The sequence below is a fragment of the Paenibacillus sp. FSL L8-0470 genome (assembly GCF_038008625.1).
GTDB lineage: Bacteria > Bacillota > Bacilli > Paenibacillales > Paenibacillaceae > Paenibacillus_AQ.
Genome location: NZ_JBBOZM010000001.1, coordinates 1,432,063 through 1,457,132 on the forward strand (window position 1 = coordinate 1,432,063; position 25,070 = coordinate 1,457,132).

At 51.8% G+C, this 25,070-nt stretch carries 25 protein-coding genes; 14 read left to right on the forward strand and 11 right to left on the reverse strand.

Going from position 1 to position 25,070, the window contains the following annotated elements:
• Positions 1–12 precede the first annotated feature (12 nt).
• Entirely contained in the window at positions 13–516 is a 504-nt protein-coding gene (locus tag NST99_RS06645) for a GNAT family N-acetyltransferase (protein WP_341090522.1), read from the forward strand.
• A 42-nt stretch (positions 517–558) separates the two neighbouring features.
• Here the strand turns inward: NST99_RS06645 and NST99_RS06650 are convergent, their stop codons facing one another.
• Positions 559–903 (reverse strand): winged helix-turn-helix transcriptional regulator, encoded by a 345-nt coding sequence (locus tag NST99_RS06650; protein ID WP_341090523.1) that lies wholly within the window; start codon positions 901–903, stop codon positions 559–561.
• A 90-nt stretch (positions 904–993) separates the two neighbouring features.
• Between NST99_RS06650 and NST99_RS06655 the strand changes: the two genes are divergently transcribed.
• From NST99_RS06655 to NST99_RS06690, 8 genes are all read left to right on the forward strand, one after another.
• The gene (locus NST99_RS06655) at positions 994–1,254 is read left to right on the forward strand and encodes a YqkE family protein (RefSeq protein WP_341090526.1); all 261 of its coding nucleotides are present in this window, start codon (positions 994–996) and stop codon (positions 1,252–1,254) included.
• Positions 1,255–1,783: 529 nt separating this feature from the next.
• Positions 1,784–3,235, forward strand: a complete 1,452-nt coding sequence (locus NST99_RS06660) for an RtcB family protein (protein ID WP_341090528.1) — start codon at positions 1,784–1,786, stop codon at positions 3,233–3,235.
• Position 3,236: 1 nt separating this feature from the next.
• Positions 3,237–4,523, forward strand: a complete 1,287-nt coding sequence (locus NST99_RS06665) for an ATP-binding protein (RefSeq protein WP_341090529.1) — start codon at positions 3,237–3,239, stop codon at positions 4,521–4,523.
• A gap of 270 nt (positions 4,524–4,793) precedes the next feature.
• Entirely contained in the window at positions 4,794–5,297 is a 504-nt protein-coding gene (locus tag NST99_RS06670) for a sigma-70 family RNA polymerase sigma factor (RefSeq protein WP_076112666.1), read from the forward strand.
• Positions 5,290–6,498 (forward strand): anti-sigma factor, encoded by a 1,209-nt coding sequence (locus NST99_RS06675; RefSeq protein WP_341090530.1) that lies wholly within the window; start codon positions 5,290–5,292, stop codon positions 6,496–6,498. Before NST99_RS06670 ends, NST99_RS06675 begins: the two co-directional genes overlap by 8 nt.
• A 168-nt stretch (positions 6,499–6,666) precedes the next feature.
• Positions 6,667–7,173, forward strand: a complete 507-nt coding sequence (locus NST99_RS06680) for a metallophosphoesterase family protein (protein ID WP_341090532.1) — start codon at positions 6,667–6,669, stop codon at positions 7,171–7,173.
• A gap of 29 nt (positions 7,174–7,202) precedes the next feature.
• On the forward strand, positions 7,203–7,679 hold the full coding sequence (locus NST99_RS06685; RefSeq protein WP_341090534.1) for a GNAT family N-acetyltransferase: 477 nt from the start codon (positions 7,203–7,205) through the stop codon (positions 7,677–7,679).
• 14 nt (positions 7,680–7,693) lie between these two features.
• Positions 7,694–8,404 carry an HAD family hydrolase gene (locus NST99_RS06690; RefSeq protein WP_341090536.1) on the forward strand — a complete coding sequence of 237 codons (711 nt, stop codon included), beginning with the start codon at positions 7,694–7,696 and terminating at the stop codon, positions 8,402–8,404.
• A gap of 125 nt (positions 8,405–8,529) precedes the next feature.
• Here NST99_RS06690 and NST99_RS06695 read toward each other — a convergent pair whose 3' ends face one another.
• Positions 8,530–9,651, reverse strand: a complete 1,122-nt coding sequence (locus NST99_RS06695; RefSeq protein ID WP_341090538.1) for an FAD:protein FMN transferase — start codon at positions 9,649–9,651, stop codon at positions 8,530–8,532.
• Between the two features lie 205 nt (positions 9,652–9,856).
• Entirely contained in the window at positions 9,857–10,789 is a 933-nt protein-coding gene (locus NST99_RS06700) for a glycosyltransferase (RefSeq protein WP_340894262.1), read from the reverse strand.
• Between the two features lie 237 nt (positions 10,790–11,026).
• On the opposite strand from NST99_RS06700, the gene NST99_RS06705 reads away from it, so the two are divergent.
• Both NST99_RS06705 and NST99_RS06710 read left to right on the forward strand, forming a co-directional pair.
• Entirely contained in the window at positions 11,027–11,749 is a 723-nt protein-coding gene (locus NST99_RS06705; protein WP_341090540.1) for a DsbA family oxidoreductase, read from the forward strand.
• 163 nt (positions 11,750–11,912) lie between these two features.
• Positions 11,913–13,057, forward strand: a protein-coding gene (locus NST99_RS06710; protein ID WP_341090542.1) for an IS3 family transposase whose coding sequence is annotated in 2 segments (ribosomal slippage) — positions 11,913–12,186 and positions 12,186–13,057 — 1,146 coding nt in all. Because the reading frame shifts where the segments join, the coding sequence is not laid out codon by codon here.
• A gap of 84 nt (positions 13,058–13,141) precedes the next feature.
• On the opposite strand, the gene NST99_RS06715 is transcribed toward NST99_RS06710, so the two are convergent.
• The 6 genes from NST99_RS06715 to NST99_RS06740 all read right to left on the reverse strand — a co-directional run bounded on the left by NST99_RS06715 (position 13,142) and on the right by NST99_RS06740 (position 18,111).
• Positions 13,142–14,722, reverse strand: a complete 1,581-nt coding sequence (locus NST99_RS06715) for an oleate hydratase (RefSeq protein WP_038587216.1) — start codon at positions 14,720–14,722, stop codon at positions 13,142–13,144.
• 168 nt (positions 14,723–14,890) lie between these two features.
• A complete protein-coding gene (locus NST99_RS06720) occupies positions 14,891–15,223 on the reverse strand; it encodes an HIT domain-containing protein (protein ID WP_341090544.1) in 333 nt (110 codons plus the stop codon).
• A 116-nt stretch (positions 15,224–15,339) separates the two neighbouring features.
• Positions 15,340–15,915: a dihydroxyacetone kinase transcriptional activator DhaS gene (gene dhaS / locus NST99_RS06725; protein ID WP_341090545.1), complete on the reverse strand. Its 576-nt coding sequence runs from the start codon at positions 15,913–15,915 to the stop codon at positions 15,340–15,342.
• A gap of 62 nt (positions 15,916–15,977) precedes the next feature.
• The gene (locus NST99_RS06730; RefSeq protein WP_341090547.1) at positions 15,978–16,376 is read right to left on the reverse strand and encodes a hypothetical protein; all 399 of its coding nucleotides are present in this window, start codon (positions 16,374–16,376) and stop codon (positions 15,978–15,980) included.
• Between the two features lie 20 nt (positions 16,377–16,396).
• Positions 16,397–17,032 carry a hypothetical protein gene (locus NST99_RS06735; RefSeq protein ID WP_341090548.1) on the reverse strand — a complete coding sequence of 212 codons (636 nt, stop codon included), beginning with the start codon at positions 17,030–17,032 and terminating at the stop codon, positions 16,397–16,399.
• A gap of 53 nt (positions 17,033–17,085) precedes the next feature.
• Positions 17,086–18,111: an RluA family pseudouridine synthase gene (locus NST99_RS06740; protein ID WP_341090550.1), complete on the reverse strand. Its 1,026-nt coding sequence runs from the start codon at positions 18,109–18,111 to the stop codon at positions 17,086–17,088.
• A gap of 315 nt (positions 18,112–18,426) precedes the next feature.
• Here NST99_RS06740 and recQ point away from each other — a divergent pair, with 315 nt between their 5' ends.
• Genes recQ through NST99_RS06755 form a run of 3 tightly spaced genes read left to right on the forward strand, consistent with a single transcriptional unit; the run spans position 18,427 to position 22,735 of the window.
• The gene (gene recQ, locus NST99_RS06745) at positions 18,427–20,262 is read left to right on the forward strand and encodes a DNA helicase RecQ (RefSeq protein WP_341090551.1); all 1,836 of its coding nucleotides are present in this window, start codon (positions 18,427–18,429) and stop codon (positions 20,260–20,262) included.
• Between the two features lie 15 nt (positions 20,263–20,277).
• Positions 20,278–22,167 (forward strand): B12-binding domain-containing radical SAM protein, encoded by a 1,890-nt coding sequence (locus tag NST99_RS06750; RefSeq protein WP_341090552.1) that lies wholly within the window; start codon positions 20,278–20,280, stop codon positions 22,165–22,167.
• Positions 22,168–22,186: 19 nt separating this feature from the next.
• A complete protein-coding gene (locus NST99_RS06755) occupies positions 22,187–22,735 on the forward strand; it encodes a GNAT family N-acetyltransferase (RefSeq protein ID WP_341090554.1) in 549 nt (182 codons plus the stop codon).
• 164 nt (positions 22,736–22,899) lie between these two features.
• Here the strand turns inward: NST99_RS06755 and NST99_RS06760 are convergent, their stop codons facing one another.
• Positions 22,900–23,859 (reverse strand): serine aminopeptidase domain-containing protein, encoded by a 960-nt coding sequence (locus NST99_RS06760; protein WP_341090555.1) that lies wholly within the window; start codon positions 23,857–23,859, stop codon positions 22,900–22,902.
• A 208-nt stretch (positions 23,860–24,067) separates the two neighbouring features.
• The gene (locus NST99_RS06765) at positions 24,068–25,036 is read right to left on the reverse strand and encodes a type I phosphomannose isomerase catalytic subunit (protein ID WP_341090556.1); all 969 of its coding nucleotides are present in this window, start codon (positions 25,034–25,036) and stop codon (positions 24,068–24,070) included.
• Positions 25,037–25,070: the final 34 nt, after the last annotated feature.

Below are 25,070 nucleotides of genomic sequence, written 5' to 3' on the forward strand. Positions count from 1 at the left end.
AGGATATGAAGAATGGCTTGGCACAATTACAGCATTGAAGATGCAACACTAGAGGATTTAGGGGCAATTGTGGAGATTTATAATTCGACGGTAGCCGGACGGATGGTTACTGCCGACCTGGAGCCGGTTCGGGTGGAGGACCGCTTGCACTGGTTCCATGAGCATAACAGCCATCACCGCCCGCTGTGGGTACTGAAGCAGGGTGGCGAGGTTGCCGCCTGGTTCAGCTTCCAGTCGTTCTATGGCCGTCCCGCCTATAATGGAACCGCAGAAGTCAGTGTATATGTAAGCGGGAAGTTCCGCGGCAGCGGTGCCGGGAGTATCCTGCTGACCAAGGCACTGGAAGAATGCCCGCGCCTTGGTCTTCAGAATTTAGTTGGTTTTGTATTCGGCCACAACGAGCCCAGCCTGGCTCTGCTACGGAAATTTGGCTTTGAACAATGGGGACTGATGCCTGGAGTTGCTGAAATGGAGGGCATTCCACGCGATCTGGTCATTATCGGCCGCAAGCTGTAAGATACAGCTCACCGTTGTTTGTGCAGTATGAGGGGCCAACGCTTACTCTGGAGGCATTCCTTCAGGCCCGCAGCCTTCCGGTTCAATCCAGAATTCTGACCATTCCTGCAGGTCACGGATGACCGATTCCAGCGCCCGCCCTTTATCCGTCAAGGAGTATTGAATTCTTACGGGTGTCTCGGGAAATACTTCGCGGAGGACAATGCCTTCCAGCTCCAGTTCCTTAAGCCGTTCGGATAAAAGTCTGCCGCTAACGGGCAGAGAAGACTCGATAACACTGAAGCGCTGTGGTCCCTGAAGGAGCTGATAGATGATTAAGCCTGTCCAACGTCTGCCGATAATATCCATGCTTTTCTGTAACTTTGGACACAAATCTAGGGATTTCATAAGGCTCACCTCTTACTGAACATTATAAACGAAAAGACCAATAACTAAAACAAATTCGAACTACATGCAATGCCCGAAAGGATGAGCTACATGGCCAAAAAAAAGAAAATAACCCCTGCTCCACGTCCCGCTGCATCGGATGCTCCGGCAACACTCCGGGATCTCCTCAGCAGTGATGTGCTCGACAAGCTGAAGGCGCAGTCCGATGCGCTCAAAGCCGAGGAGAATGACAAGAAAGAGGTAGCCCGCAAAGCGGTAGAGGATCAGCGGAAAGCCGAGCAGAAGCGGCTGGAGAATGATTTTGCCCATTTGCTGGAGAACAGCAAACAGGATTGGCATAAATTCAAATAAAGAAATAACCTATGAAGAGGGCGCCTGAGAGGGTGTCTTCTTTTTTTGCGTGCAGGGGAAATAGTCCTTTTGATGTATTTTTTGCGCAGGGAACCGTAGAATTCAGTAGATTTTGCAGCTTTTTTTGCAGCCTGGAGGACAAGACTTCCAATATAAGGGTTGACAATCTGCAGCAGAGCCATATATTATTGGGTTTATCATTTAGAGAAGGGAGGCCGATGGGCCATGATTGGAACTATTGTACTGGAATTGTTGCCTTGCCACATTACAACCGCATATGAACCATCTGATCTCATCGCCTTCGTCCGGGAGACATGATGCGCCCTTGGCTCATCCTGTCGCATTCTTGCACATGGGTAAGCTTTAAATTATGTTAGGTAATTTTGAAGCAATGATTAGCTCTTCGGGAGCCGTGGATCAAAACTGATCTGCGGCTTTTTTTGCGTACCTGAAACACAGAAGATTTCACGAACGGACAAATAATTTAATTTAACTTATTAACGAACTTGAGAGGAATTGAAAATAACTTATGAATAGTAATTCACAACAAGCGGGCTTCGATGAGCCGCAATATAAACACCGGGTGGCTCTTCCGGGAGGCGACCTGAAGGTCTATGCCAGCGGGCAATTATTTGCCACATTGGACTATAAGGTCATGGAAATGGCGAACAACAACCTGCAAATCCCGAATATTGAATATATGAGCTATACACCGGATGTGCATGTAGGCGTCGGCACCTGCATCGGCACAACTGCGGTATGGGATGCGGCAGGAGGATATGTGTCGCCCTCTATCGTGGGCAGCGACATCGGCTGCGGAATGCGCGTGCATCTCACCAATCTGCACAAGGATGATCTGCGAGAGGTTAAGCTACGGAGAAAGCTGGTCCGCGCCATCGAGAAATATTTGCCGATGGAGGCGCAGCAGCGGGGCCATTACAGCGATATCCGGCTGGAGAATGTGGTTCGCAAGGGGCTGCACGGGCTGCCGAGCAAATATGTACCCGACAGCTACACTCCGAAGAAATCAAGCGCGCTTTCCCATGTGGAGATCAGCAAGCTGGCGTTTGATGAGGAGATCCTGAATGAGCTGCCCGATATGGCCTGGCACCGCGGACACCGTCAGTTGGGTACCCTTGGAGGAGGCAATCATTTCGTCGAGATTCAGGCGATAGAGATTGCGGAGGAACAGCGGGAGGTGGCGGAAGCCTGGGGGCTGCAGGACGGGCAGGTTGCCGTGATGATCCATTCCGGCTCACGGGCCTGGGGCGGCATGGTCAACCAGTTCTGCACCCCGGCCTTCGCCAAGGTGATGGGGCAGCTAGGACTTGGCAGCGCCGATCCGCGCCTGATCTTTGCCCCGCTGGAACATCCGCAAGGCCAGCGTTATGTTAATCTGATGTACTCCGCCTTGAACTACGCTGTCGTGAACCGGCATCTGATCGCCTACGGTGTCCGCGAAGCGTTCCGTGAGGTGTTCGGCACAAAATGTGAGCTGCGCACCCTGTATGACCTGATGCACAATTATGCCTGGAAGGAAGAGACCTCTTCGGGGACCAAATTTGTGCACCGTAAGGGGGCAACCCGTGCCTTGCCGGCTCAGCATCCGGACAATCCGCGGCCCTATGCCGCGACCGGTCACCCGGCGCTGATTCCCGGCTCAATGGGCACCGCCTCTTATATCATGGTCGGCCAGCCCGGAGGGGAAGAGAACTTTTATTCCATCTGCCATGGCGCAGGGCGGATCCGTTCACGCACGGCAACGAAACGGCTGGTGTCTGTTCATGAATTTTCCCAGTCACTAAAGGTAGGCAAAGAAGATGAGATTGTAGTAAACCAGCATTCCCTGGAATCTATCATTGACGAATCTCCCCAAGCCTATAAGAATGTAGATGAGATCATAGAAAGCGTTACGGGCGCCGGCCTGGCTGCCGTTGTGGCCAAGTGCAAGCCGCTCGCAGCGATAAAGGGGACCAAATAGGATGGAGCAGGAGTGCAAGAAACAGGCTGTGATTTACGAATATGATGGAGGCACGAGTGGCATGATCAAGGGGTACGACGTCTACGCCCGCCTAGTAGACGGTATCCTTGAAGCTCTTTATGCCCGCTATGGTGTCCGCTATGAGCTGTACGCCAGCGACGACCCCAACAGTGAGTATTGGAAGCTGCTGGAGATTGATGTGCAGTCCGGCAATCCCGGAGTAGAGCATGTGGCGCGGATATTTGACCGGCTGGAGGACCGTACCTTTGTCTACGACGATGACAAGGAGCAGCCGGAGTATAATATTCACCTGTCGATCCGTAACAATGTGCTGGCTTATCCTGCCATGGGCGTGGCGCTGGCACGGGTGCCCGTATTTCAGGAGAACGGCATCAACTTTCAGGATTTTGTATTTGCTGCCTCCGACGCGCAGCTGCAGGCTTTCCTAAGCAACGTGCGCACGCGGCAGCGGGAGCAAAATATCAATAAGGTGACGGTATTCACCGACCGGCGCAACGGTATTTTCCGGGAAGATGAGCCAATCACCCGTTCTGTCGGACGGGAGGAAGTGGTGCTGGATGTCGCGATCAAAAAGGAAATCTACCGCTCGCTCGACCAGTTTTTCGATTCGGACCGAAGCTTCTATGTGACCTATGACATCCCTTATAAACGGGGGATTCTGCTCTACGGGCATCCGGGCAACGGCAAGACGACGCTCGTCAAGTCCATCGCCGGAAGTGTGCCCGGACCGGTGATCTATTGGCAGATCACTGAATATACAAGCAGCGAGTCGGTAGGCGAGGTGTTTGAAGCCGCAGCCCGGCTGGCACCGATGGTGCTGGTGATTGAGGACATCGACTCTATGCCGCAGGAGGTCAGATCCTTTTTCCTGAATACTTTGGACGGGGCGACCTCCAAGGAAGGCATCTTTCTGATCGGTACGACCAACTATCCGGAGAAGATAGATCCCGGGCTGATGAACCGCGCCGGACGTTTTGACCGGGCCTATGAGATCAAAATGCCGAATGAGGAGCTAAGGCTGGAGTATTTGCGGCAGCGCGGCTTCTCCACCTTTGCCGGTGATGAGGGAGTTGATCTGGCCGCACGCTTGACCGGAGATTTCTCTCTGACCCAGCTTGGCGAGCTGTATGTCAGTGCGGCACTGGAATGGCATGAGAACGGCAGAGCCGATGTGGAGGCGCTTGTCCGCGGAATGCGCGGGGAGCTGGACAAAGGACGCAAGCGCGAATGGATGAAGGACGGCTCGTCCACGATTGGATTTTACTGATTTTATTTGGCAAAGAAGCCCGGGTCCTGGAGACACCGGGCTATCTTTTTGTATTTGAGTTTTATTATCTTGATTAGGGCGCCCGTCTGCCTGCCGAAAGATTGTACGCGGTATTTTTTGCATCGATGGGCCGGGTTTATCGTGATTGATTCATCTTGGATGAATATCTGATTGGCCTTTTGCTCCTCACCTGTTTAATCAGCAAAAAATATTATCCTGACCATGTAACTTTTTCCAATCTTATACGTGGTTAGAGTAAGGGGGGAGGGAATGAAGCCAAATTCGCTGGATGATCTTTATCAGAGTTATGTTCAGGATATTTACCGCTATTTGCGCTCCCTCTGTCATGATCACCATGTGGCCGAAGATTTAATGCAGGAGACTTTTTACCGGGCTTATCTGTACCTGGAGAATTGCCGTGAAGACACCATCAAGCCGTGGCTGTTCCGCGTTGCCTATAATGCTTTTGTGGATTACAAGCGGAAAGAGAGCCGGAGTGTCACCAAAGAAGCGGGTTATTTCAATGAGCTGGCCCATCCGGATACGACCGAAGGCACCCTGCTGCGGCAGGAACGTCTGGAAGAGATGGCCTTGTCTGTAGACAGCCTGCCGGAGGGGCAGCGCCACGCGCTGCTGTTGTACGATTTTCACGGAATGTCTTACAAGGAAGCGGCGGAGATCATGGATGTGGGGCTGTCTCAATATAAAATATTGTTATTCCGCGCCAGACAGCGGCTGCGGGAGGCAGAGCGGAGGAGGAGCAGGCATGAGTGAGGAGTTCAAGGAGAAGCTGCGGAAGTACAGCGAGGGGACGCTGCCGGAAGAGGAACGGACTGAACTGGAGCAAGAGCTGGAGAAGCTGGAGGCCTATCAGGTCTATGTAGATGAGCTGATGGAACGGGAAGACCACATGTCTGAACATCAGGAGGTAGTTCTCTCCAACGGCAAGAGCAAGGGTAAGGGAAAAAGCAAGAGGAAATCTGCGTCCGGCAGGGAAAAGGGCATTATCCGCCGCGGCAAATGGAGGGCGCGTATTGCCAATACATTTACTGTCCTAGCGGCATTCTTGGTATTTTCGACCATCAGCAGCATTATCACCGCAGTGTTCTATAGTACCGGCGACCGTGGAGACATTTACAGGGACGTTGTATCTTCTGCGATTGCCGTTTCCCGCCCGAATACGATTGTCCATTTGAGCAGCAACGCGAAGTTCTTTTTCAGAATGGAAATGTCGGGCAAGCTGCTGAAGCAAATCGGCGGGGAAACGGTGGACGTAGGAAGCTACTCTACTCCGTTTCTGCTGGGGCTGGGCGGTATAGGCAAGTTCTCCTGGACGGATGAACGGAGTGGCGGCAATTATTACTTTCAATACCCGGAGGCAGGGAAGAACTCAGGCAGTCTGCGCAGCGACGGGGTGGAGTGGCGGATGCTGGAGAAGCTGCACGAGGGCACCGTGGCTGAGGCTTATCTGTCTTTAGACCGGTTATACACAACGGATGAGCTGCTGAAGAAGCTGGAGCCATTGAATCTGCTGCCTGTGTGGTTCGCTGCAGATGCCGGTCAATTCTCGCGTGAACGTTTTGCCGGTACGCCCCTTGGATTTCCTTATACACCGCTGTGGCATGCCGATGACATGAAGGTAACAAAGATCTCGGAGGAGAAAACCGGCTGGTTCAGCAAGGTGACTTCAAGCAGTTCGGCCTCTCCAGTTGTTGAATCCTACGGGGACGGCGCTTTGCGTGAGGAGAACTTCATGGATACCTTGCGGCTGATGCAGCAGCATAAAAAAATATCAAACAACGTAGCCCCATTCATTAATCTGGATGAATCCATAAGTTATCTCGGGGAGCACGGCGTTAAGCTGTATGGAGTTGTTGTTACGGGTCCGGTAAAGGAGCTGCTGAAGCTCGAGGAGAATACATGGATCAGTAATATCCGGGTAGGAGAAGTTCGGCTGTGGAACTGGCGGGAATAAGGAACTGAACTATTGAGGCAATCCTGCATTTTGGACTCGATCGCTTAAGTGAAACCACCGGTTTACTTGCTTCTCCCACGCGCAAATCGTACAATTAGCAGAATATTAATGATTATGGCTGCTTGCGATACTTGCGCGGGCAATATGGGGATTAGGGAGCTGAAGCTGATGAAAATAGGAGTTGTATCGGATACGCATATGTCGCGGAACGCGAAGTCGCTGCCGCAGGCGCTTGTGGCGGAATTCCGCCATGTTGACCAGATTCTGCATCTCGGCGATTGGGTGGCGCTGGAGATCTATGAAATGCTGTCGCAGCTCGCGCCGGTCGAGGGAATTGCCGGCAATAATGATGGAGCCGAGATTATTCAGCGGTTCGGAGAGCGCAAGATCATTACGCTGGAAGGTGTGCGTATCGGGATGATCCACGGACATGCCCCGTATTCGCGCAAAGGTACGGACGGGAATGCACTGCTCGCTTTTGAAGGCGATGAAGTGGACTGCATTCTATTCGGTCATTCTCATCAGTCGTTGATGCGCAGGGAAAACGGCATTCTGCTGTTTAATCCCGGATCACCGACCGACAAACGGCGGGAGAAGCAGTATTCATTCGGGCTGCTGGACATCGAAGACGGCATAATCAGTGCCCGGCATGTCTTCTATGACTCCAGGGACTAAGTAAGGAAATAAGAAAGGTTGGAATGATGATGCCGGAGTATCGTTTGGAACGTGCTGGCCTTGAAGACCTTGAACAGATAGCTCTGTTGTTTGATGAATATCGCGTGTATTATGGTCAGGTTTCCGATCTTCAAGGCGTCCAGTTTTTCCTGAAGGCCAGACTGGAGGCGGATGAGTCCGCAATTTGGATGGCTGTAACGGGGAACGGCGCTAATAAGCAGGCCGGAGGGTTTGCCCAGCTCTATCCATCCTTCTCCTCGGTGAGCATGCAGCGGCTCTGGATACTGAATGATCTGTATGTGGCCGCGGAGCTGCGCGGACAGGGTTTGGGCTCCTTACTGCTGGACGGTGCCCGGGAGTTCGCTTTGAGCACTGGAAGCAAAGGGCTGACCTTGACTACGATGACAGATAATACTACTGCGCAGCGTCTATACGTTGCGAAAGGCTATGTCCGGGATGATGAGTTCTACACTTATAATCTATTTTTGAATACCAAGCAGGAATAGTAAGGGGCGTTATTATGGATAACAGCAATAAACTGGCGGTTTTTTTTGATTTGGATGATACTTTGTACGATCATTTGGTGCCTTTCCGGGAAGCGGTACGCGAGGTTTTGGCCCCGGATGAGGACAGCCTGGACTATGCGGAGCTATTTTATAAAGTGAGGCATCACAGTGACCAGCTCTGGCCAAAGTATTTGCGGGGTGAGCTTGAGCTGGAGGAGACGCGGGTGCAGCGTCTGGAGCTGGCTTTTGCCGAATACGGGATGGACCTTAGCCGGGAGCAGGCAGCCCAAGTTCAGGCGTCCTACATTGGCCGGCAGTATTCCATTCAGTTCATAGACGGTGTAGAAGAGCAGCTGCGGCGGTTCATCGCTCTTGGGCACAAGGTTGGGATTATTACCAATGGCCCGAAGGCTCACCAGATGAGCAAGCTGCGCGGACTTGGCATCGACAAGCTGATTCCGGAAGAGATGATCTTCATCTCGGATGCCGTTGGGCTGGCCAAGCCGGACCCGGAGATCTTTGCCCATGTTAACCGCGTGAGCGGAACAACAGCGGAGAACTCGCTGTATGTCGGAGATACCTGGGACAATGATGTAGTTGGCGCGCTTGCAGCAGGCTGGAAAGTATGCTGGTACAATCCGCGCGGCAGACAGCCGGGAACCGGTCATAGCCCAAGCTTCACCTTTGCCAGTTACCAAGAATTCAGCGAGCTTCCGCTGATCTGAGGAGTAAGCGATACGGAATACGAATAAGCGGCGGAGCCTCAGCTCCGCCGCTTATTCGTTCTATGGTTCCGAAAGACAAGGGGATATAGGCTTCGGATTATGAAAGCCCCTTATCTTCTTCTTAGTTACTCCGCAAAGCTATACGTTGGATCCGTGAGCTGTAGTCTCTCTCTAATGCCTGGAGTGGCATAGATTTTGTTGTCATCGGTAATGAAGAAGGCTTCCACGTCCTCCGGCAGAGCTTCAAGGTAGGCCATGCCTTCCTCAAGCCCCATCAGGAATACGCCGGTGGACAAGGCATCTGCATCCGTTGCGTTCGGGCTCATAATTGTAATACTCTTTAAGCCGTTCTGGGAAGGAAACCCTGTACGCGGGTCAAGTATATGGTGATAGCGGACATTATCCTGCATGAAGTAACGCTCATAAACGCCGGAAGCATCGATGACCTCATTGGAAATCTTGATGGTGCCCAGCTGTGTGCCGCGGGCCTGATCGGGGTCCTGCAGGCCGATGTTCCACTGTGATCCATTCGGCTTGTTGCCGAGGGCAATGATGCTGCTGCCGCCGAGGTTGATCATCGCGCTGTCCAGACCTTGCTCCTTCAAATAATCGGCGATCCGGTCAGCGGCATAACCTTTGCCGATTCCGCCCATATCGAGCACCATGCCTTCTTTAGCCAGCTTAACAGTCTTCGCGGCTTCATCTACAATAATGTCCTTGTAATTGGTCAGGCTCTTGGCTTGTTCGATATCTGCTTGCGGAGGAACCTGCTTGCCGCCGTTGCCGATATTCCACAGATCCACCAGCGGACCGATCGTCGGATCGAACAGCCCGTCCATCTCTTCGGCATATTTAATCGAAAGCTTGACAATGTGCAGGGTTTCATCAGATACAGTAACAGCTTCCTTGCCTGCAGCCTGGTTGACCGCGAAGATTTCTCCATTCTCCTTAGTGCGGCTGAACTCTATATCCATCCGTTCCAGCATGGCCTGAATGTCGTCCATATTTTTCTGCTCGGCATGATCACCGAAGACCTTAATGTTAACGACAGTATTATAAATGTAAAAAGTCTGCTCAAGGGATTTCGTTCCGCCTTGTTCCGAAACTTTTGCAACGCCTGGGGTATCGGAAGTACTGGCAGCGTCTTTATCTTTGTTGCCTGTAAGCATCCAGATGCCGCCGACAACGGCAACGATAATGATGACGATAGCGACCAGAATTAGCGTCGTTTTTTTGTTTTTAAACATATTCCACCATCCATAAAAGTAGTTTCTTGAACTCATCTTTACTATCATACCCCAGAAAGAATGGCAATGGATACTACTTTCATGACATTTTGCGGATTAAGAAGACAGGAAGAAGCAGTCCGCAGAAACAGCAGAAACACCCGCTTCCCGAAAGGGCAGGCAGGTGTTTCTGCTGTTGTCCATTATGAAGTTTGTGTGGGGAGCGTTAGTCCAGCATATATTCGCTGTATTTATTCTTGCGGGGATTCAGTACAAAGAGGATGCCGCTGATATAGCCTGAAACCGCATTGAAGTTGCGCTTCAGAGTTGATTTGCCGGTCAAATAAGTCAGCGTCCACAGCAGGGCAGCGTAGTTCTTCACCGGGGCCTTGCGCAGATTGAGCAGGTAATAATGGTTCACCGCGGTTGCACGGGCGACGCGTCCCGCTTTATCACGGGAGCTTGGGGATTCATGATGGGTAATCTTCATATCCGGGTTGATTACAAGCTTGCCGTATTTGCTGGCCAGATGGCACATATAAATATCATCAGCCACGGCATAGCTGGTCATCCAGGGGTAAGGTTTCATATCCCTGAGCGCCTCACGTTTGAAAGACATATTGCAGCCGTGGAAGAAATCCGTTTCAAAGGTATCCTCCGTTTCTCCCCAGAGCAGCAGTGAGCCTGCCAGCGTGCTGGCCGACAGTCTGCCGGGCGAAGCCGACATTTGGCAGGTAAGCACGCCGAGCAGCTTGCCGGATTTGCTGCTGGAGAGGCCTTTGGCGATGCCGCCTACTCCGACAATCGCCGGATCGGCCGCATAGGTGTCCAGCATCCGGCGGATATACAGCGGATCATCCAGCTCGGCGTCATCATCGAAGCTGAGCACAATGTCTCCGTCGATCAGGTTCAGCGCTTCGTAACGGGAGAGCCAGACGCCAGGTTTGGTTTTGCGGTAATAACGCAGCTCAGCACTTGGCATCTGCGCCAGCACCTTGCGCAAATAGTCCAGGACATTCTCCTCAATATCGCCATCATCAACAATCAATAGCTCGATCGAGACGTCTTCCAGCTCTGTCTGCCTGCCGATGGATTCAATACACAGCGTAAGATCGCTGATCCGGTTGCGCGTGGGAATTACTATAGACACATCATGCATGCCGCTGGCTCCTTCTGGGACGCCTATCGTCCGCTAGTAATAGTAGTAATGAGGTAAAGCACCGAAAGTACGTGTTGATCTAATTTTACTCCCCCATAAGTAGGGCGTATATACCACTTTCGTTTACTTTTATTTAGCATTTGTGTTTTTTGGTTTTTAACTATATAATTGTAAGTGACGTATTATTTGTTAATGGTAATATCAATGTATTCACAATCCCATTAGGAGGAATTCAATGTGAGAATAGATATATGGTCCGATTACGCCTGTCCGTTCTGTTATATCGGCAAAAGACGGCTTGAACACGCGCTGAGCCAATTTCCTGACCGCGACAAGGTGGAAGTGGTGTACCGCAGCTTTCAGCTGGATCCGAATGCCCGTGCAGATGCAAGCAGGGATATTCATGATCAGCTGGCCGCCAAATACGGTATGACCCGCGAGAAGGCCAAAGCGATGAACGAACAGCTGGCGGAGCAAGCCAGAGGTGTCGGCCTGGAGTTCAACTTCGATACGGTGGTGCATACCAATACCTTCGACAGCCACCGGTTGAGCCATTATGCCGCTGCTCAAGGAAAGGCAGCGGCAATGACCGAGCGGCTGCTGCGCGCTTATTTTACCGATACGGTTAATATTGGAGAGCGCAGTGTTCTGGTTTCGCTGGCCGGCGAGGTTGGACTGGACGCTGCCGAAACCGCAGCGATGCTGGAAAGCGATGCCTACGCGGCTGAAGTGAATGAAGATATTGAAGAAGGGCAACGCCTGAACATTACCGGTGTACCCTTCTTCGTCTTCAACAATAAATATGCGGTATCCGGTGCACAGCCCGGCCCGGTATTTTCCGAGGTGCTGGAGACAGTATGGGCGGAGGAGAAGACCGCTCCGGTACTGCAGGTTGTAGGCAAACCACAGTCACAGGCACCGGATGCCGAAGGCTGCGATGACGGTTCTTGCAGCATCTGATTGAGCGCGTTAGGGTCCATACCCCCATAGTTACCCGAATGCACAAAGAAACCTCTCCCTTGCGTGATGGGACTGACCCCGTAACGTGAGACATATCAAAACACCTTCAAGAGAATGGAACCCTGTCGTAAGATAGGGAGATAATCTTGGAGGTGTTTTTGCGTTGGCAACTAGAGTGAGTTACCCGGTAGAATTAAAGATGAAAGCCATCGAGATGAGATTGGCAGGAGTTCCGGTAAGAGAGGTAATGGAGCAACTCGGAATACGGAACAAGACACAGTTAAAGACATGGATGAGATGGTATCGAAAAGGCGAAGTACATCGTCTGGAGCAGCCCGTGGGTAAACAGTACAGCTACGGAAAAGGTCCAGAACACTCTACGGAGCTAGAAAAAGTAAAGGCGGAGAACCGATTCTTAAAGCAGCAATTGGACGTGCTAAAAAAGTACAGGGAACTGGAAAGGGGGTGGAACCACAAATCGTCATTGCCTGGATCGAGTCCATTCGAGAAGAAGTAACGGTGACTGAGGCCTGCGCATGGCTTGGGATTGCAAGAGCCACCTACTACCGCTGGAAAGCAGCCGTAGAAACCGAGCGTTCAGATGCTACAGTAGAGAAGATAAGGCAGGTTTGCGCACAGCATAAATTCCGATATGGGTACCGGAAAATCACTGCACTCCTTCGGGCAGAAGAATCCATAAACCACAAACGTGTTCAACAGATTATGCAGCGTGAAGGGCTACAGTGCCGCGTAAGGATGAAGAAACGCAAGACCACGGGGCAGCCCGCACATCCAGTAGAAAATCTGCTAAAGCGGCAATTCCATGCAGAGGGGCATCTGCAAAAGCTCGTCACGGACATTACCTATTTACCGTTTGGAGGCAAGATGTTGTACCTCTCGAGCATTCTGGACCTGTACAATGGGGAGATTGTGGCTTACAGTATAGCGGACAAGCAAGACACGTCTTTGGTTTTGGATACGCTGAATCAACTTCCAAAACGGGCAAATATGCTGCTTCATAGCGACCAAGGCAGCGTGTACACGTCTCAGGTGTACCAGGCTGCAGTAAAAGGAAAAGGCATTACCATGAGCATGTCCCGCAAGGGAACGCCCGCTGATAATGCCCCCATCGAATCGTTTCATTCCACCCTAAAGTCTGAAACGTTCTACCTCGAAGATCTCACGTGTACAACGACGGCAATCGTTGAACAGACCGTTCGAGACTACATTACTTACTATAACTCAATTCGAATTCAAGCGAAACTAAATAACCAGTCGCCAGTGGAGTTCCGGCGACTGGCTGCTTAAACTTGCAAGGTGTTTTGATCCCTGTCTCATGTACGGGGGTCAGTCCCGATCAAGGGAGAGGTTTCTTGATTATCTATGATTTTATTATCTTAATGAAGTCACAAGGCTCGAAAGTAACGTCCGAACATCATACTGGTACTGATTGATTGGCTCAACCGGACGGTTGATGCCGAGCAGGGTGTAGACGGCGATTCTGGCCGCTCTGACGGAATATTCCTCGGTGAACACCACATCGTCCGGAATTTCGCAATATTGACCGACAAATGCGAGGTTGGTAGAGCCCTCTGGCACGACCAGCGGTCTGTCGCTGCCGAGTCTCGGCATGAACTGGGAAGTAATATACGGCATCATGCACGGGATACAGTTGGCGGTTGCCATAATCTCGGCTTTATGCTCTTCAAAGTGCAGATGTCCGATCAGCTCTTCCATGATTTCTGCCCCGGTACAGTCGCTCATTTTCTTCTTGACGAAATCGCCCACCTTGTCAGGATACAGCCCATAGCCCCAGAATACCGTAACATGCTCAGGCTGATCGCGGAAATGCGGCTGGAACGCCAGCACTACAGACATGAACCAGCTCGAATCCTTGAAGGTGACGAGCGCGCCGGTGCCGGCCCGGTTACGTGTGAATTTCTCCATCAGATCAAAGAATTTGGAGTCTTCGAATGTAACGGTGAACGATTCCCACTTGGAGCCGTCGACATGATCGTCGAAGGAGGATGGATTGCCGAGGCCAGGTTTTTTGGCGGCAATGTTCTCCCAGAGCTTCCACGAGCTTCCTTTGCCGTTGAGACGCGGTGCGGTGCTCATCGAACCGAGGCTGGAGCCTTCGGTCATGGAGCCGTTTGTGACGATAACCAGATCGCCGTCTTTCACTTCAATGACATCTTCCACGCCTTGACGCAGCACGTTCATCTTCGTGACGGTAATGCCGTCGCCGTCTTTGAACTGCAGGTCAGTTACTGTACATTTCAGCGTAAAGTCTACACCGAAAGGCTCCAGATATTTGTGCAGCGGAAGGATGATCGAATCGTATTGATTATAAGGTGTGCGGGTGACACCTTCGAGCGTTTGAATTCTTGGGAATTCGTGAATAAAGCGCAGCATGTATCTTTTGAACTCAATGGCGCTGTGCCAAGGCTGGAAGGCGAAGGTGGTCGCCCACATATACCAGAAATTCGTCTCGAAAAAGTGTGGAGCGAACCAGTCGTTAATCCGGGCCTTGCCCATCTTTTCCTCTGGTGTAATAATCAGCTTGCCCATTGCCAGCCGGTCGGCCATATCGAAGCCCATCGACAATACGTCCTCAACTTCACCCTTGCTGTTCACAAGTCTGGCGTTGGAATGGGTAGGGTTGGCGTCGTCGAATTCGGTAATTTCTTCCCGGACGGACTTTCCCGGATGGTCGATCGAAGGGATGGTGTTGAGAAGCTCCCATAAATTCTCATAGGCTTCATCGTTCAGCATCCGTCCGCCGCGAATGACATATCCATGCTCTACACTGCCTGCGCCGTCATTGCTGCCGCCGAGGATCTTCATCTCTTCAATAATGTGGATGTTCTTTCCCGGAAAATCGCAGTCTCTGACGAGGTATGCCGCACCCGCAAGGGATGCAATCCCGCCGCCGACAAAATAAACCTGTTGGTTACCGTACTCTCTTTTCACTGAATACTCGCCTCCATAGGGTTGCTGATTGCTGTTGCTAACCCTAATGTAACCCTAGCCCGGTCCAGAAGGTATAATCAAAACCGCCAGAGTGTATGGATTTTGGTCACTTTAGGCAAAGTGTATAGTTTTTTTACAGTGATTTACAGGGTTTGCGAGAAAGGTGAGTTATCTCAGCCGGTCGCCAAAGGCGATATGCCAATGCAGGTGCTTGGAATCCTGATAATTACCTAAGTTTGTGAGAACTCTGCAAGCTCCGTGCTCTTGGGTTACCATGGCGGCAACCTGCTTAATGACTTCCAACAGCTCAAGGAGTAATTCATTGTCACCTTCTTCTAGAGTAAGCAATGAGGAAATATGTTTCTTAGGGATGGCCACGATATGAACGGGATAAAAAGGTCTTGTGTGATGATAAGCGAGCACATTTTCCGTCTCCAGCACCTTATGGACTTGGGTTTTTCCGTTCAATACCTCATCGCAATAAAAGTCCTCTGTCATCATATCCTCCTGGTTTTTGCATATTTTTCACACCAAAGTCTTGAATTCCGCATCGTTTGTGCAATTCCTGCCCAATAGAATCGCCAACTGGTTCCAATTAGCCAAAAAAGCTGCGCACCCTAAGGTAACGACAGCTTCTTCTCGTATTTATGCAGCGCCTTCAGAAAATTCCCTTCAATCAGCACACTGAGCTGCTCAATCATATGCTTCGGCTGATCCTTCATCCCGTCGCGCATCCACTGAATGATAAGCCCGGTAAAGGCGAGAGTGTAGAAGTTGGCGATGAACCGCTTGTCTTCGGCACTAACCTCCATTCCGCTTGACAGCTCCTGAATGACGCCCATAACCAGGCCGTTGGTTACGTCGTACAGATAAGCATCAAGGTGGGATCTGCCGAGAGAATCCAGCGTATTGCAGCAGAAGGTTGTATTGCTTTCAATATAACAAAAGATTCTGTAGAACCCGTCTGTCCATGTGTTGTAGCTCCGGTATTCAGCAATGCTCTCTACCGCCTCCGTCTTGTAAATCCAGCCCAGCAGCTCAAAGATATCCTGAAAATGATAGTAGAACGTCTGCCTGTTCAGCCCGCAATCGTCGACAAGATGTTTTACCGAGATTTTATTGAGCGGGGTGTGCTCCATTAAGTGCTTTAACGACTGGGCCAGCGCTTTTTTGGTCAAATAGGAAGTGGACATGGCAATATCACCTCATCATTTGTTCAGATTATTCAATCTGTTTCGCTTGTGGACCCCGTGGACTAAGGTTTCCGCAGTTTCCTGATCAGCAGATAACTGCCTTCGGTGATAAGACCCAGAACGAAGCCGCCCGCTGTAAACACGATCAAAGACAGGAATCCCGCAAGATCCTCCCAGCCGGACATGTCCTGGTAAGTGTATTGATACATGGTGCCCAGTCCGAAAACAATGCCAATGGTACTGATCAACCATACCCGCTTGGCGCCGAACCACCCGAAGCTGTGCAGAATTCCGGAGACTACAAGGGCGAGCGCCGCAAAACGGGCAAAGACCGGAAGGTCGAAATTTTCCCCGAGCAGCCAAAACCGGTGCAGGGCCAGCAGCAGCCAGAGAATCAAGGTATAAATCAGGTACCAGACGAACCAGCGATTGCTTTTGGCGGGAGGCAGGAACTTCAACATGGCTTCACCTCACTGTGATATTAGACCTTCTCCAGTTCCTCAGCGCTTCTAAGCAGAAACTCGAGCAGGTCCGGCAGATCGTCCATTTGCTCTTCATTAATTTGTCTCTTGAATGCGAGAGAGACGCAGCAGGTGTATAGGCCGCTATTGCTGCCGAAGGGGAAGCTTAGTGATTGTACGGGAGTAAGCTCCGGGCCCCAAATCCCGGTGAGAATCTGTTCGATGGCAGAGCATTGGGTGGAGATATCCCCGATTTCCAAATGAAAACGCAGCAGCAGATTACAGCCAGGAACGGAATCCGGGACTTCCAGTATTTCATCACTGAGATCCTTCACCGACGAGCGGAGAACCAGTTCACTTGTTACCTTGCTGCTGCCGGCCAGCTTGAAGGAAAGGGTGAATTCCCTTGACATCAATGCCAGGTCCAGCAGATCGGAACGGTTCGTGACTACCAGAATTCCATCCAGATTATCATAGTCATAGATCTGATTCTCTAAGGAAACCTTAATATTCTCAAAAACAGTAGGATGGAACACCGAAAGCACCTTCTTGATTTTCTCTACATTGTACCATGTGGGGAATGAGAGTGAAAATTCACAAAATACGGATGCTACACCGATGATTTGGTCGTTGAAGGCGGAAAGATCGAGTAGCACAAAGAAAGACACCCGGGAGGGTGTCTTTTTGCAAATCCACTTAGGAACAGGAATCAGTTGGTTGGCGCAGGGGCTGTGTATTTCAGGAACGTCTTGGGAATGGCGCTCTCAAAGGTCAGCAGTTCTCCCGAAGTCGGATGAACGAAGGAAAGCACGCGGGCATGAAGGCCAAGGCGGCCTACGGCCTTAGTCTCTGCGCCGTATTTCTTGTCACCGGCGATAGGGTGGCCGATGTCAGCCATATGCACACGGATTTGATTTTTGCGTCCGGTTTCCAGGTGTACCTCCAGCAGTGAGAAATGGCGGTTGGCTTGAATGAGCTTGTAATGAGTTATGGCATGAAGCCCGTCACCTTCATGGGGACTGGAATACATTTTGAGGGTCGAAGTTTCCTTTAGCCAGGAGCTGATGGTCCCTTCGGCCTTTTTGACGGCCCCTTCCACAAGTGCCACGTAGGAACGTTCCTTTACGGTTTCCTTCCACGTATTTTGCAGCTTCTGCTGAATGGCTTCACTTTTGGCAAACATCATTACGCCTGAAGTATCACGGTCCAGCCGGTGAACGACATAAATACGGTTGCGCGGATTGGTGAGGCGGACATGCTCCATCAGCTGGCGGTATGCCGTTAATTCGTTGTCTTCACCGGTGGCGATGGAGAGCAGTCCTGCATCCTTCTGTATAATAATCAGATCATCGTCCTCATGAACGATGGTCAGCAGGGTCATCTCTTTGGCCTGTACTTGCTTCTCTTGGTCAATGGTTACAGTCTGACCCGGATGCAGCTGGAAATTGTGCCGGGTTATTGGTTTGCCGTTTACGGAGACCTGTCCGCGGGCGAGCAGTGACTTGACGGAGTTCCGTCCCTTGTTAGTGATTACGCTAAGCAAAAAAGGCAGCAGCTCTGCGGGCTCAGTTATGGAATAGCTTTTGACGGCAGCCTGTCCCTTCGCTTTGGCAGTGAATCCAGGCTTAGCGCCTGATTTATGGTTTCTTACCCCTGATTTTGGCTGCGATTGGGAGGGGCCTCCGGGCTTGCCGCCCCGTTTGCTTGCCTCTTTGGGATTTCGTCTGGTGTTCATGCCTGCATTCTCCGTCCTCTAATATTGTATTCCTCAATATACCATGGGCCGTGAAGAAATACTATGGAGGGGTCCCTACATAACAAGAATTAGCCTGTCAATAATGAGGATAGAGAGAGTCCCATAGATCCAGCCCAGCACAACGGCCAATTTTCTAGAATGGAAATTTGCGGATACCTATCAAGTGTTGCTTCGAACGGTGTTTTTTATGTAATCATTTGAAAATGAACCTCCGGTTTTACCTCTCCGGTTGTTGCTCAATAGTCTTTTGCCCGGTAAACTAAAGAGAGAAAGTTCTAAGGAGTTTTGAGAGATATGAAGATGCAAGTACCTACTATGGAACAGGCGCAGGCTGAACTGCAAAAATATTACGGCTATCCCGACTTCCGGGAGGGCCAGAAAAAGATTGTCGAGAGCTTGCTTGAAGGCCATGATACGCTGGGCATCATGCCAACCGGAGGCGGGAAATCGATCTGCTATCAGGTTCCGGCGCTGCTGCAGCCGGGGCTGACGCTGGTCATCTCGCCTCTGATCTCGCTGATGAAGGATCAGGTGGATGCGCTGACCACAGCGGGGATACCGGCAGCCTATATCAACAGCACCTTAAGCGGCAAGGAAGTGAATGAGCGCATCCGGGCTGCGCGCCGTGGTGAGCTGAAGCTGCTATATGTTGCACCCGAGCGGCTGGAGCTGGACTGGTTCCGGTTAGAGATGGCGGGGCTATCCATCTCATGTGTGGCTGTGGATGAAGCGCACTGTGTATCCCAGTGGGGCCATGATTTCCGCACCAGCTACCTCGCGGTATCCCCTTTTGTAGAGGAACTGCCGCAGCGGCCGATTCTTGCCGCATTTACCGCGACCGCTACCCCGGAGGTCATGGAGGATATGGTCCGGCTGCTGCGTCTGCGCCAGCCGGGCGTCTTCATGACCGGGCTAGGCCGGGATAATCTGGCGATGTCTGTGCTGCGCGGGGAGAACAAACGCGAATTCGTTCTGGATTATACCGCTACTCATTCTCATCAGCCGGGTATTGTATATGCGGCTACCCGCAAAGAGGTTGATGATCTCTATCAAAGACTGCAGGCTTCGGGAATCGCTGCCGGACGCTATCATGCCGGAATGAATGACCAGGAACGGGCAGAGAGCCAGGAAGGTTTCCTGTATGACGACATCCGTGTGATGGTCGCCACCAATGCCTTCGGGATGGGGATCGACAAGTCCAACGTACGTTATGTCATCCATTACAATATGCCGAAGAATATGGAAGCTTATGTTCAGGAAGCCGGACGTGCCGGGCGGGATGGTGAGCCGAGCGAGTGTATCCTGCTCTTCAGCGCACAGGACATTATGACACAGAAATTTCTGATTGAACAGAATCCGCAGGACCCGGAGCGCAAGGCCAATGAATACCGCAAGCTGCAGCAGATGATCGATTACTGCTACACCACCCGCTGCCTGCGCAGCGCACAGCTGAATTATTTCGGTGAAGATCACGGGGACAAGCCCTGCGGCATCTGCAGCTCCTGTACGGATGAACGTGAACTGGTAGACATGACAGTGGATGCGCAGAAGATTTTCTCCTGCATCCACCGCATGCGTGAACGTTACGGTGTGGCGCTGGTTGCTTCAGTGCTCAAGGGCTCACGTAACCAGAAGGTGCTGCAATACGGCTTCGAGCAGCTGCCGACTCATGGCGCAATGTCGAGCCGTACGGAGAAAGAGATTACCGAGAGCATCAATGTGCTGATCTCGGAGGGATATCTGGCCCTGACAGAAGGCCAATATCCCGTGGTACGGCTGCAGCCGCTGGCTGCCGAGGTACTGCGCGGCCAGCGTGAGGTGCAGCAGCGCGTGGCCCGTCCTTCACGCACCGGCGGAGCCTCCGGCGGGCGGGACCGCAGCCGGTCGCGGGATCTTTCGCCGTCGGCCGTCAATGAGACGGTCTTCGAGCAGCTGCGCCTGATCCGCCGCGAGCTGGCGGGACGCGAGCATGTCCCGTCCTATATCATTTTTAATGATGCGACCCTGCGTGAGATGAGTGTGGTTTGCCCGCAGACCGAAGCGGAGATGCTGAGGGTAAAGGGTGTCGGGGAAGTGAAGTACCGGAAATACGGCAAGCCGTTTCTGGAGTTTTTTCAAAATGAAATGTAAAGAAGGTTATCAGGCATGAGAATCGTCCTGGCCACATTAAACGCCAAGTATATCCATACCTCGCTCGCCATCCGTCTTCTGAAGGCGTACAGCGAGCATGAATTCGAAGATATCCTTCTGGCGGAATACACTATCAAAGATCCCGTGATGAATATCGTGTCAGACCTATTCCAGAAGAAGCCCGATGTCATCGGCTTTTCCTGTTATATATGGAACATCGAGGAGACTGTCAAGCTGATTGGCATACTCAAACAGGTGATGCCGGAGGTCACCATCGTCCTAGGCGGGCCGGAGGTGTCTTACGAGCCATTGTACTGGATGAAGCGGGAAGCAGGGATTGATTTTGTCGTAAACGGCGATGGGGAAGAGACCTTCCACCATCTGCTGCAGGAATTGCGGGATGAGCGCAAGTTCCATTTTGTATACGGTGCGGCTTACCGAAAGGGCGAGGAGTTGATTGTCAATCCGCCGCGTCCGAAGACGGATCTGAATACACTGCCGACACCGCACCGGTTTCCAGATGATCTGCCGGATCTCAGCAAGCGGATCGTTTATTTTGAGACCAGCAGGGGCTGTCCCTTCAACTGTCAATTCTGCTTGTCCAGCATTGAGGTAGGCGTACGCTATTATGATATCGAACGGGTCAAATCCGATTTGCTGTATCTGATCGAGAACGGAGCCAAGGTGATCAAGTTTCTGGACCGTACCTTCAATATCAACCGCAGCTATGCCATGGAGATGTTCCAGTTTCTGATTGATAACCACCAGGGCTGCGTGTTCCAATTCGAGATTACGGCGGACATCATGCGGCCCGAGGTCCTGGATTTTCTGGCCCAGAACGCTCCTCCCGGTGTTTTTAGATTCGAGATTGGCGTGCAGTCCACCAATGACGAGACCAACGAGCTGGTCAAACGACGCCAGAATTTCACGAAGCTATCGCGTACGGTGATGAAGATTAAAGCCAGCGGCAACATCGATCAGCATCTCGATTTAATTGCCGGACTGCCCATGGAGGATTATTCCACTTTCCGTAAAACCTTCAACGATGTATTTGCCATGGAGCCGGAGGAGCTGCAGCTTGGGTTCCTTAAAATGCTGCGCGGCACCGGACTGCGTGCCCAGGCAGCCAAATATGACTATACCTATATGGAACATGCCCCGTATGAGATTCTCAGCAGCCATGTGATGCCGTTCTCCGATATTATCCGGCTCAAACGGCTGGAGGATGTGCTGGAGAAATACTGGAACAGCCATCGGCTCGACCATACGGTGAAATACCTGATCCGCCATGTGTTCCAGTCGCCGTTCGATTTCTTTCAGGAATTCGGGGATTACTGGGAAGATCGGGGCTGGCAGAAGATCGGCCACCAGCTGGAGGATTTGTTCACCCGTCTGCATGCCTTCCTTACAGATCGCGGGACAGATGCTATGGACATCATTACCGGGCTGATGAAGCTTGATTATTTCCTGGGGCACAAATATAAGCCGCGCAAAATCTGGTGGGATGTCTTGCTGGATAAAGCGGATTGGTCCAAACATATGAAGGGTATTGCTGCTCATCCGGAATTGATATCCCCGCAGCTGGCGGAAGCCGGATACAGTGAACGTGAACTGCAGAAGTTCATGATGCTGGAAGTGCTGCCTTTCCGCTTGGAGACGGTACTGGATTCGATCAGCGGCCTGCGGGCCGATGAAGGCTTGGCTGATGCAGAAGCGAATGTGGAGATGAGTGGTGTGTCTGGCAGTATCGGTGAAGCGAACGCAGCAGCGGCAGCCGTAGCGGTAAATGACAAGGCCACGGCTGTGGCCGAAGCTGAGGCAGGAGTGGAAGGAAACACGCTGCTGATTGTGCTGTACCAGCAGGATGACAGCCAGCGGGCACAGTATTATACACTGCCTTTATAGAAGGAGGGTTCTTCCAGCCATGAGTAAGCAACCTCCGGTCAGATTGACTTTGTATGAAGAGAAGCTGCGGGAAGGGCTGCTGGCGTTTCAGCTTCCTGCGGAGCAGGCTGAATTCACCGGCTTGCCTGAGGAGACTATAGATGGTGCCTTGCAGGACGAGGGGAAGGTTCCGGTTGTTATTGTGGCTGGAGAAAAGCCGGTGGGTTTTTTTATCCTGCATACCGGAAAGGGTATCGCCGACTTCTACAACCATTGGTCCGAAGCGTTGCTGCTGCGTGCGTTCCTTGTTGACTATGCCAGCCAGGGACAAGGGTTTGCCAAGGCTGCAATGGCTTTGCTGCCGGGTTTTGTCCGTATTCATTTTCCGGCAGTCCGTGAGGTGGTGCTGGCTGTGAATGAGCGCAATCTCCCGGCAGGAAATCTCTATCTGCGTGCCGGTTTTCGGGATTACGGTCTGCGCAGGAGTGGTGCAAAAGGATCGCAGATGATTCTGCAGTATTCACTTGAGGAATTCAGCGCAGGTTCTGACGGGGGCATGGACAACGGGGACGGCTGCGGGAGCGGCTGATCAGAGCCTGACCGGCAGTCCGCTGCTTTTGCAACAACGTTCTTAACGGAGTGTCTGCTACATTAATCTGTTTGTTCATATGCTGGACTTTCGACGGCTTGACTAAAAGTTTGTTCAAAAAAACAGGCATTCCATATTTCTGGAATGCCTGTTTTTGATCGCTTTTATATTGCATTCGATTGAAGCAGAGACTCGGCAGGGAGGTGCCGGACCAGCCAATCTAACACGTCGGCTGTAACCTCGTTATGATTCACTTCGTTCAGCATTTCATGTCTGCCTTCAGGATACAGCCTGTACTCCACGTCGCTTAACCCTCGCTCCTTGTAGATGCTGGCCAACCGCAGAACACCTTGCCCCTGCATGCCTACAGGGTCCTTGGCCCCGGAGAACAGATACACTGGCTTATTTTTGCATAATGTCAGCAGTGTTTCGCGGGACTGGATTTCGCGCAGCAGCCGGAAGAAATCCCGGAAGAAGCGGGTGGTGCAGATCGCGCCGCAGAAAGGATCGGCGATGTAACGGTCCACCTCCTGCGTGTCACTGCTCAGCCAGTCAAAAGCCGTTCTTACCGGAGAGAAGGAACGGTTGTAAGGGCCGAATACGAGGCCGTTCAGCATTACGCTGCGATGAAGGGCCCCCTGCAGTCTGAACTGCATCCCGGCCAGCGTTTCCCCGGCTCTCAGCATATTGCGCGGACCATTGGTGCCGCTGAGAATAAAGCCGGCGTATATCTCATTGCCATGCTCACACATCAGCTTCTGTGCCAGGAAGGAGCTCATGCTGTGGGCGAGCAGGAAGATCGGCAGACCTTCATGCCGGGAAGAGGCAATCCCGGCAAGCTGCAGCATATCGCGCCGCATCCAGTAGAATCCGTTCTCTCCGGTATCGCCAAGCAGGTTCACCTTCCCGGCAGTTTTGCCGTGCCCACGGTGATCATTGGCATAAACTGCATATCCGGCCCTGGTGAGCGCTAATGCGAAGCGGGTATAACGTGCAGCCGTCTCACACATGCCATGCGCAATTTGCACGATGCCCCTGACCGGAGCTTCTGGCTCCGGCAGCCATTCGTACACATGAATATTCACGCCAAGGGGATCGGTCATTGTAAAGCTGTTTTCCTGCATTATCCTGCCCTCCTAAAAGTTTGTAAAACATCTGCTTCCTTGATCATACGCCGTACCCACTCCGCTCTGAAGCATTAGCTTGTTATGTGAGTGATACATCTGAGTATTGTAGGAATCGCTGATACAGCTCTTTATCGGAAAGAGTAACGAGAGAAAAGCCCGCTTTACATTGATTCCCTGCTGTGGAATTGCCTTATAAGTATGAATTTTAAGGCAAATAAGAACGCAGCACGGTGGAGTGGCCTTCGATTCCGTAAGAGCCAAGGGTTGCCGGAAGAAGATAACATTCCCCTGCTGCATAAGGCTGGGAACCGCCTTCCCACGTCAGGTGTCCGCTGCCTTCGCAGATGACGAGAATGGTGAAGCTGTCCGGAGTCGTGGCAAGCTCCCATTCTCCGTTTACGAGGCCTTTTTCAACGATGAAATAAGGAGAGGAGGCGATTTGCAGCCATTCTCCGGGAACAGCGCCGTCTGTCTTCATGGAGGTGGCTCCCGCACCTTCATAGGCGGTTACATTTAATGAATCCTCAATATGAAGCTCGCGCGGCTTGCCGTCGAGTCCCGGACGGTTATAGTCATAAATCCGGTATGTAGTATCAGAGTTTTGCTGGATTTCGGCAACAACGACTCCTGCGCAGAGAGCATGAACGGTGCCTGCAGGAATATAGAAGGAATCCCCGGCAGAGACGGTGATCTCCTGAAGGCTGTCCATAACGGTTCCATTCTCCAGTGCATCACGCAGTGTTTCCCTGGTGACATTTTCTTTCAGGCCGTAAATGATCTTGGCACCCGGCTTGGCGTCCAGCACGTACCACATTTCTGTCTTGCCCAGTTCACCCTTCGGCAATCCTTCATAGTCATCTGTAGGATGCACTTGCACGGAAAGGTTGTCATTACAGTCCAGCAGCTTGATCAGCAGGGGGAATCTTCCGCCTTCTTCGCTGATGCCTTTGCTGCCGAACCATTCCTGTCCGAATTGCTCACGGATTTGATCGAGACCCTGTCCGGCGAGTTCGCCGTTTACAACGGACGAGGTGCCGTTCGGGTGATCGGCGATCATCCAGCCTTCGCCAATATGGCCCTCCGGCAGTTCGAGCCCAAATTTCTCCAGTGCGCGGCCGCCCCAGACGCGTTCTTTAAACTCCGGCTGAAATTTTAAAGGATATGGTTTTGTCATCACTACATCTTCCTTCCAATTTGTAATATTTACT